The following is a 7,711-nucleotide window of genomic DNA, read 5'->3' on the forward strand; positions in this document are numbered from 1 at the left end:
CCGGGGGCGCGGCCGGGGGTGCCGTGACGGCCGTCGGTGCGGTCGACCCGTCGCGGGGCGGCGCCTCGGCAGGGCGCAGCGGCGCGTCGCCCGGGAGGAAGGGGCGCGGGCCGTCGACCTGCGGCGGCTCGGCGGCGGTCCGCGGGCGGATCTGCTGCTCGGACGCGGTGCGCAGGCCGTAGATCGGCGTGAGCGTCATGGGCGCCGGGCCGGTCGTCGTGGTCGCCGGCGTGGCCCGGGTCGGCGGGTTGACGTTCGACGGCGTGCCGGGGCGGCCCTGGTTCTTGGGCTCGCGCGCCGGGCCGAACGGCAGCGGCGTCGGCTCGGTGACGGTCGTGCGGCGCGCGATCGGGGTCGGCGGCGGCGGCGTCGGGCGCGGCGGCGGGGTCACCGACCGGAGCTCGCCGGTCATCGGACGCGTGCCGCGGTTGGTGCGCTCGGCCTCGTACGCCATCGCGGTCGCGAACGCCTCGGACGAGCGCACGAGCCGCAGCGCGGTCGGCTCGACGGGTCGGCGCGCGCCCTCGTGGATCGCGAGCGGGGACACGTCGAGCAGGCGCGAGTCGTCGACGCCACGCACGACCCCGACCTGCAGCACGTCGACCTGCCGGCCGGGACCCCGCAGGAAGCCGAGCGTGTCGGTGGCCTCGGCGGCGACCTCGGAGCACAGGATCACGAGCCGGACACCCTCGCGGCGGCTCGCGACGGTGCCGCCCGCGACCTGCTCGCGGAACGCGGCGAAGTCGACGCCGAAACGGCTGGGGTCGGCGTGGTAGGCGCGGGCCAGGTCGGTCGTGGTCATGCGGCCCGCGGCACCCGCGTGGCGCAGCGAGGCGACGACGGCGTCGTCGTCGACGACCTGCACGACCTCGACGACGACGGGACGGCCCGTGGCGTCGAGCGCGAGGAGCTCCGGGAGGTCGGCGTGGTCGGGGGCGCTGGCCCGCCAGCGCACGGCGAACAGGGACTCGCCCGCGACGGCGCTGAGATGGTGGGTGAGGACCGCGGAGCACTCCTGCGCGAACGACCCCGCGAGGGGCTGCATCGGCTGGACGAGGCGCGGCCGCCCCTCGTCGAGCTCGAAGATGGGCATCGCGGTCCCGGCCTTCCTGGGCACGCAGCGGCCGACCGCCTGCCCCGTAGATCGCGCGCACACCCCCGACCGGATGTGCGTGCGTCCACACTTTCCCACAGCCGGGCGGCCCCGTCAGCCCGTCGAACGGGTGGTGCGGCGTGTTTCCGCCCACCCGGGCGGTTTCTCCCGGTGCGTTCTTGGTCACCCGTCCGAGTGGTGGGCATCCGTCCGGGTTCGACCGCCCGTCCCGCCCGCCCGCGCGCCGACGCGGGGGGGGCGCCCCCGGTCAGTCCGACGCGAGCGCCGCCTCGACGCGCTCGACCTTGCCCGTGAGCTCCCCTGAGCGCCCCGGCCGGATGTCCGCCTTGAGCACGAGGCTCACGCGGTGGCCGTGCCGGCCGACGGCCTCGGTCGCGCGCTTCACGACGTCCATCACCTCGTCCCACTCCCCCTCGATCGTCGTGAACATGGCGTCGGTGCGGTTCGGCAGCCCGGACTCGCGCACGATGCGGACGGCGTCGGCGACGGCCTGCGTGACGGACTCACCCGCACCGAGCGGGGCGACGGAGAAGGCGACGAGCATGCGCCCACCCTGGTCGCCGCACGTGCCCGATGTCCACCCGGCGAACGGCGCCTCGCGACGCGTCCGGGTCCGTACGCTCGGCACGTGCGGAGGATGACGAGGCGGTGGGCCGTGGGCACCGGCGCGGTCGTGCTCGTCGCGGGGCTGGGCGGGTGCGGCGACGGCATCCCGGCCGGGCCCGTCCCCGGGGCGGCCGAGGCGGCGGAGCGGTGGGCCGACGGCGGTGTCGACTCCTACGCGTACTCGCTCACGTCGTCGTGCGGCGAGCGGCTGCTCATCGGGTCGTACCGCGTGACGGTGACCGACGGCGCGGTCACGGCCGTCGAGGGGCTCGACGAGGTCGGGCGACGCATCGCGGGCGAGGCGCAGGACCTCGTGTCCGCGGTCCCGACGATCGCCGCACTGCTCGACCGGGTCGTCGACGCGGACGCGAGCACCGTCCCCGAGGCGACGTTCGACGACGCGGGCGTGCCCACGGCCGTCACGTTCGACCCGTCGCCCGGGGTCGACGACGAGGAGTGCTACGCCGTCGCCGACGTCGAGCCGACGGCCTGACACGCCGCCGCTCCGGACGACCCGACGGACGGGCCGACCGGGCGACCCGACTCGGCCGTGTCGCAGCGGACCGGTCGCCGTACCGCGCCGACCTCAGAGGCGCGACGCGAGCAGCTCCGCGAGGTGGAGGCCCTGGACGCCCGCGAGCTGGTCGGCCTGGGTGCGGCACGAGTAGCCGTCGGCCAGGTAGACGTCGCCGGGGGCGGCGTCGCGCAGCGCGGGCAGCAGGGAGTTCTCGGCGACCGCCACCGACACGTCGTAGTGGCCCTTCTCCATGCCGAAGTTCCCGGCGAGGCCGCAGCAGCCCGCGAGCGCCGAGAACTGCGCGCCCGCGTCGGTGAGCAGCCGGCGGTCGGGCGTCCAGGTCATGACCGAGTGGTGGTGGCAGTGCGGCTGGACGACGGCGGTGACGTCGGACAGGTCGGGCACGGTCCACCGGTCGCCGGGGCCGATCGGTGCGGGGGCCGTGAGGAGCTCGGCGAGGGTGCGCGTCTCGCGGGCGACGGCCACGGCGCGCGGGTCGTCGGGCAGCAGGTCGCGCAGGTCGCTGCGCAGGACGGCGGTGCAGGACGGCTCGAGGCCGACGATGGGCACGCCGTTGACGGCGAACGGGCCGAGGACCTCGAGCAGGTGCGTGAGCTGCTTGCGGGCGCCGTCGAGCTGGCCCGTGCTGATCCAGGTCAGGCCGCAGCACGCGTCGTGCTCGGGCACGAGCACCTCGTAGCCGGCGGCACGCAGGACCTTGACGGCGGCGTGCGCGACGGACGGCGAGAGCGTGTCGCTGAACGAGTCGACCCACAGCAGCACCGGCGGGCGCGTCTGGGCCGCGACCGACCCGGCCGTGGACCCGTCGTCGCGCGGCGCGGCACCGGAGCGCTGTCCGTCCGTCGTGGACCGCTCCTCCCACCCCGCACCCGAGGTGACCGTGACCGCGTCGCCCGCGCCGTGCCGGGCCCACGCCCGGAAGGGCGTGCGCGCGAACGTGACCATCTTCCGGCGGGTGTCCATGCCGCCCGCCGCGAGGACGGCCTTGGCGACGGGCCGGACGCCGAGGACCGCGTTGACCAGCGACGACACCCCGGGGACGGCCGTGACGAGCCGAGCCCACCGCGGCAGCCAGCCGAGCGCGTAGTGGTTCACGGGCCGCAGCCGCCCGGAGTAGGTGCGGTGCAGGACCTCGGACTTGTACTGCGCCATGTCGACGCCCGCGGGGCAGTCCGACGAGCACGCCTTGCAGGACAGGCACAGGTCGAGGACGTCGTGCACCTCGGGGGACGTCCAGCCACGGTCGACGAGCGAGCCGTTCGCCATCTCCTGCAGCACGCGCGCGCGGCCACGGGTGGAGTCCTTCTCGTCCTTCGTCGCGAGGTACGACGGGCACATGAACGAGCCGGTCTCGCGGCCGTCGGCCCGGCACTTGCCGACGCCGACGCAGCGGTGCACGGCCGTCGTGAAGTCGCCGGCGTCGTGGGAGAACGAGAAGCCGGAGCCCGCGAGCAGCGAGCGCGCGGCGGGACGGCGCAGGTCCGCGTCGAGCGGGCGCGGGCGGACCAGCACGCCGGGGTTGAGCAGGTCGCGCGGGTCGAGCAGGTCCTTGAACGCGCCGAACAGGTCGATCGCGCGTTCCGAGTACATGACGGGCAGCAGCTCCGAGCGGGCGCGGCCGTCGCCGTGCTCGCCCGACAGCGACCCGCCGTGCGACGCGACGAGGTGCGCGGCGTCCGTCATGAACGCGCGCAGCGGGTCGCCCGAACGCTCCATCGGGACGTCGAGGCGCAGGTGCACGCACCCGTCGCCGAAGTGCCCGTACGCGAGCCCGTCGACCTGGTGCGTCGCCATGAGCGCCTCGAGCTCGCGCAGGTACGCGCCGAGCCGCTCGGGCGGGACGGCGGAGTCCTCGAAGCCCGGCCACGCCTGCTCGCCCGACGGGGTGCGGCCGCCGAGGCCCGCGCCGTCCTCGCGGATGCGCCACATGGCGACGGCCTCGGGTCCCGGTGGGAACAGGCCGACGGCGGTCGTCGCGGCGTCGGCCGCGAGCGCGCGGGCCCGGTCCAGGGCCTCGTCGAGCGTGTCACCTCCGACCTCGACCATGAGCCAGCCGCCGCCCGGGGGCAGGTCGGGCACGGCGGCCGCGCCCTTGACGCGCCGCACGACGTCGACCAGCCGGGAGTCCATGCCCTCGATCGCGAGCGGGCCGTGCGCCAGGAGCGCGGGGACCGCGTCGGCGGCCGTCGGCATGTCGGGGTAGCCGAGCACCACGAGCACCGGGGCGGCAGCGACGGGGACCAGGCGCACGGTCGCGCCGAGCAGCGTCGACACGGTGCCCTCGGTGCCGACCAGGGCCTTCGCGAGGTCCGTCCCGCGCTCGGGGAGCAGGTGCTCGAGCGAGTAGCCCGACACCTGGCGGCCGAACCGGCCGAGCTCGGTGCGGATGACGTCGAGGTTGCTGCGGACGAGCGCGTCGAGACCGGGGACCGCGTCGAGGGCACCGGCGCCGCTGCGCGCCTCGAACCGGCGGCCCGTGCCGTCGATCGCGTCCAGCGCGAGCACGTTGTCCGCGGTCCGCCCGTAGGCGACCGCGCGGGGGCCGCACGCGTTGTTGCCGATCATCCCGCCGAGGGTCGCGCGGGTCCACGTCGACGGGTCCGGTCCGAACCGCAGCCCGTGCGGCGCCGCCGCCTTCTGCACGGCCGCCATGATCACGCCGGGCTCGACGCGGGCCGTGCGCGCCTCGGGGTCGATCTCGAGCACCCGGTTCACGTGCCGCGAGAAGTCGAGCACGATCCCCGTGCCGACCGAGTTGCCCGCGACCGACGTGCCACCGCCGCGCGACGTCAGCGGGACGCCCAGCGTGCGGGACACCTCGGCGGCCGCGAGCACGTCGTCCACGTCCTGCGGGAACGCGACGACCTGCGGGACCACCCGGTAGTTCGACGCGTCGGTCGAGTACTCCGCGCGGCGGCGCGAGGTGTCGTCGACGTCGCCGCGCAGGGCGGACCGCAGGGCGTGCACGACGTCGTCGGTACGCACGGCGGAGTCGGTCGTGGCGGTCACGGGTGCAGTGTCGCACCGCGTGCGCGGGACCCCGCGCCCCGCCCCGCAGGCTGGGACGGGGCCGGGGGCCGACGGTCAGTCGAGCGCCGCGTCCAGGGTGATCTCCGTGCCCGTCAGGGCCTTGCTCACCGGGCAGCCCGTCTTGGCGGCCTCGGCGGCGCGCTGGAACCCGTCCGCGTCGAGGCCCTCGACCTCACCGCGGACCGTCAGGTGGATGCCGCTGATGCGGAAGCCGCCCGCGGGGTCGGGGCGCAGCGTGACGTCGGCCGTCACCTGCAGCGCGACGGGCGTGCCGCCCGCCTCGGCGATGACCGCCGACAGCTGCATCGCGAAGCACGACGAGTGCGCGGCGGCGATGAGCTCCTCGGGGCTCGTCGTGCCGCCCGCGTCCTCGGCGGCGCGCTTGGGGAACGAGACGTCGTACGTGCCGACGCCCGAGCTCGTCAGCTCGACCTGGCCGCCGCCCTCCATGAGCGTGCCGTTCCAGGCGGTGCGTGCGGTGCGCGTGGGCATGCGGTCTCCTCGGTGTCGTGGCTCGGTGCACCGGCCCGGCGCACCGCGTCCCACGCTAGGAGCCCGGGCCGCGGACCGCGCGCGGTCCCGACCTCCGGCACGCCGGTGCAGGTCAGCGCGCCCGTTCGAGGTGCCCGGCGACGATCTGCGTCGGCGCGCCCGCCTCGCGCAGCGCCCACGCGGCCCGGGCGTGCACGGCACGTCGGCGCGGCTCGTCGAGGCTCGCGTACAGGGCACCGCGCACGACGTCGTGCCGGAAGACGAGCCGGTCGGCGCGCGCGTGCACGAGCCCGGCGGCGAGCGCGACGCGCAGGGTTCGCCAGCAGTCGGCGACGGGGCGGCTCACGAGCGACGCGAGGTCCGTCACGACGAACGACGTGCCGAGCACCGACGCGTGCGCGAGCAGGTCGAGCACGTCGTCGTCGAGGTAGTCGAGCCGGGTGCGGACGAGCGTGTCGAGCGCGGCGAGCCACGCCGCACCGTGCACGTCGACGACACCGTCGCGCGCCTCGAGCGCCCCCGCGGACCGGGCCGTCCGCACGACGTCGGTGACGAACCGCGGGTTGCCGCCCGTCGTCGCGAGCGCACCGCGCAGCGCGGGCCCGACGGCGCCGCCGACGAGGCGTTGCGCGAGCTCGACGGTCGCGGCGGGCCCGAGGGGACGCAGCTCGACGGGCCGGGCGCCGGCCCGGACCCACGCGTCGACGACCTGCGACAGGTCGGCGCGCACGGGCACGGGACGGAACGTCATGACGACGAGCGCACCCGGGACGTCCCCCTCGTGCGCGAGCGCGCGCAGCACGTCGAGCGACGCGGCGTCCGCGTCGTGCACGTCCTCCAGCACGAGCACCCACGGCCCGCCGTCGCCGCGTCGGCGCAGCAGAGCCGCGAAGAGCTCGACCGCGCGCGCGCGGCGCTCCTCGGCGAGCGCGGCCCCGCGGACGGTCGCACGGCGCACGTCGGCCCGCTGCGCGTCGACGAGGTCGGCGAGCTCGGACTCGACCGGCCCGCGCGCGACGCCCGGCGGGTGCGCGAGGAGCGCGTCGGAGAGCAGCGCGTACGGCTCGGGCCGCTCGGGGGTGGCGCGTGCGGTGCGCAGGCCCAGGCTGAGCAGCCGTGCGCTCGACGCGAGCGCCTCGACCAGACCGGTCCGGCCGATGCCGGCCTCGCCCTCGACGAGCACCGTCGCACCGTGCCCGCCCGCGGCCGAGGCCAGCAGGTCGTCGAGGTCGTCGAGCTCCGCGGCCCGCCCGACCAGCGGCCACGTGCGGCCAGGTTCGGCCGAGGTGCTCATGCGCCCGATCGTAGGGCGACCGGGGCCGTCGCGGCGGGACGGTGGCACGACGACGGCCCGGGTGCGCCAGGCGCCCGGGCCGTCCGTCGTGCCGTGCTGGCGTGCGGTGACGTCAGCCGACGTACTCCCAGTGCCACGCCTCGGGCTTGCTGCTGCCGCGCTCGGCCCAGGACGGGTGCGTCCAGGAGAACTGGTCGGCGTTCGACTTCATCCACGCGTACTGCGTGGTCCCGAAGGACTCGATGCCGCCGCCGAAGTCGATCGCGACACCGGTGCCGTGGTTGGACGTGCCGGGCGTCGCGCAGAGCCAGCCCTTGGTCCGGCGGCACGCGACCTGGCCCGCGTAGGAGCGGTACGAGTCGGAGATGCTCATGTTGGTGCCGAACGCCGCGACGTAGGCGGCGTTGAGCTGCTCGAGCGCCTCGGCGGCGTCGCAGCGCAGCTGCACCGCGGAGTCCCACGAGACGCCGCAGAGCGCGGCGGCGGGGATCTTGCCGTTGGCGTAGCCGAGGAGCGACTGCTTCCACGCGGCGCGCTGGGCGGCCTGCTCGGCGGCGACGCGCGCAGCCTCCGCGGCCGCGGCGGCCTCGGCGTCGGCCTGGGCCTGCGCGGCGGCGGCCGCGGTGCGGTTGGCCTC

At 76.4% G+C, this 7,711-nt stretch carries 7 protein-coding genes; 1 reads left to right on the top strand and 6 read right to left on the bottom strand.

The window, feature by feature from the left end; translation table 11 throughout:
* Both CTKZ_RS12275 and CTKZ_RS12280 read right to left on the bottom strand, forming a co-directional pair.
* Positions 1-1,093 (bottom strand): hypothetical protein (locus tag CTKZ_RS12275; protein ID WP_235843466.1); only part of this gene is annotated, 1,093 nt, incomplete at its 3' end.
* Between the two features lie 268 nt (positions 1,094-1,361).
* Positions 1,362-1,658 (bottom strand): MTH1187 family thiamine-binding protein, encoded by a 297-nt coding sequence (locus CTKZ_RS12280; RefSeq protein WP_124343214.1) that lies wholly within the window; start codon positions 1,656-1,658, stop codon positions 1,362-1,364.
* Between the two features lie 93 nt (positions 1,659-1,751).
* Between CTKZ_RS12280 and CTKZ_RS12285 the strand changes: the two genes are divergently transcribed.
* Positions 1,752-2,213: a DUF6174 domain-containing protein gene (locus CTKZ_RS12285; protein ID WP_124343215.1), complete on the top strand. Its 462-nt coding sequence runs from the start codon at positions 1,752-1,754 to the stop codon at positions 2,211-2,213.
* Between the two features lie 93 nt (positions 2,214-2,306).
* Here the strand turns inward: CTKZ_RS12285 and CTKZ_RS12290 are convergent, their stop codons facing one another.
* From CTKZ_RS12290 to CTKZ_RS12305, 4 genes are all read right to left on the bottom strand, one after another.
* The gene (locus CTKZ_RS12290) at positions 2,307-5,267 is read right to left on the bottom strand and encodes an FAD-binding and (Fe-S)-binding domain-containing protein (RefSeq protein WP_124343216.1); all 2,961 of its coding nucleotides are present in this window, start codon (positions 5,265-5,267) and stop codon (positions 2,307-2,309) included.
* Positions 5,268-5,342: 75 nt separating this feature from the next.
* On the bottom strand, positions 5,343-5,780 hold the full coding sequence (locus CTKZ_RS12295) for an OsmC family protein (protein ID WP_124343217.1): 438 nt from the start codon (positions 5,778-5,780) through the stop codon (positions 5,343-5,345).
* Between the two features lie 112 nt (positions 5,781-5,892).
* Positions 5,893-7,074, bottom strand: coding sequence for an AAA family ATPase (locus CTKZ_RS12300; RefSeq protein ID WP_124343218.1), 1,182 nt, complete (start codon positions 7,072-7,074; stop codon positions 5,893-5,895).
* Between the two features lie 112 nt (positions 7,075-7,186).
* Positions 7,187-7,711, bottom strand: a 525-nt coding sequence (locus CTKZ_RS12305) for a M15 family metallopeptidase (RefSeq protein WP_200829730.1), incomplete at its 5' end; no start/stop codon positions are given.

Source organism: Cellulomonas algicola (genome assembly GCF_003851725.1).
In the GTDB taxonomy this organism is placed as follows: Bacteria; Actinomycetota; Actinomycetes; order Actinomycetales; family Cellulomonadaceae; genus Cellulomonas; species Cellulomonas algicola.

Coding starts and splice junctions, on each gene's coding strand:
- CTKZ_RS12280 (WP_124343214.1), bottom strand. CDS start 1,658: ATGCTCGTCGCCTTCTCCGTCGCCCCGCTCGGTGCGGGTGAGTCCGTC.
- CTKZ_RS12285 (WP_124343215.1), top strand. CDS start 1,752: ATGACGAGGCGGTGGGCCGTGGGCACCGGCGCGGTCGTGCTCGTCGCG.
- CTKZ_RS12295 (WP_124343217.1), bottom strand. CDS start 5,780: ATGCCCACGCGCACCGCACGCACCGCCTGGAACGGCACGCTCATGGAG.
- CTKZ_RS12300 (WP_124343218.1), bottom strand. CDS start 7,074: ATGAGCACCTCGGCCGAACCTGGCCGCACGTGGCCGCTGGTCGGGCGG.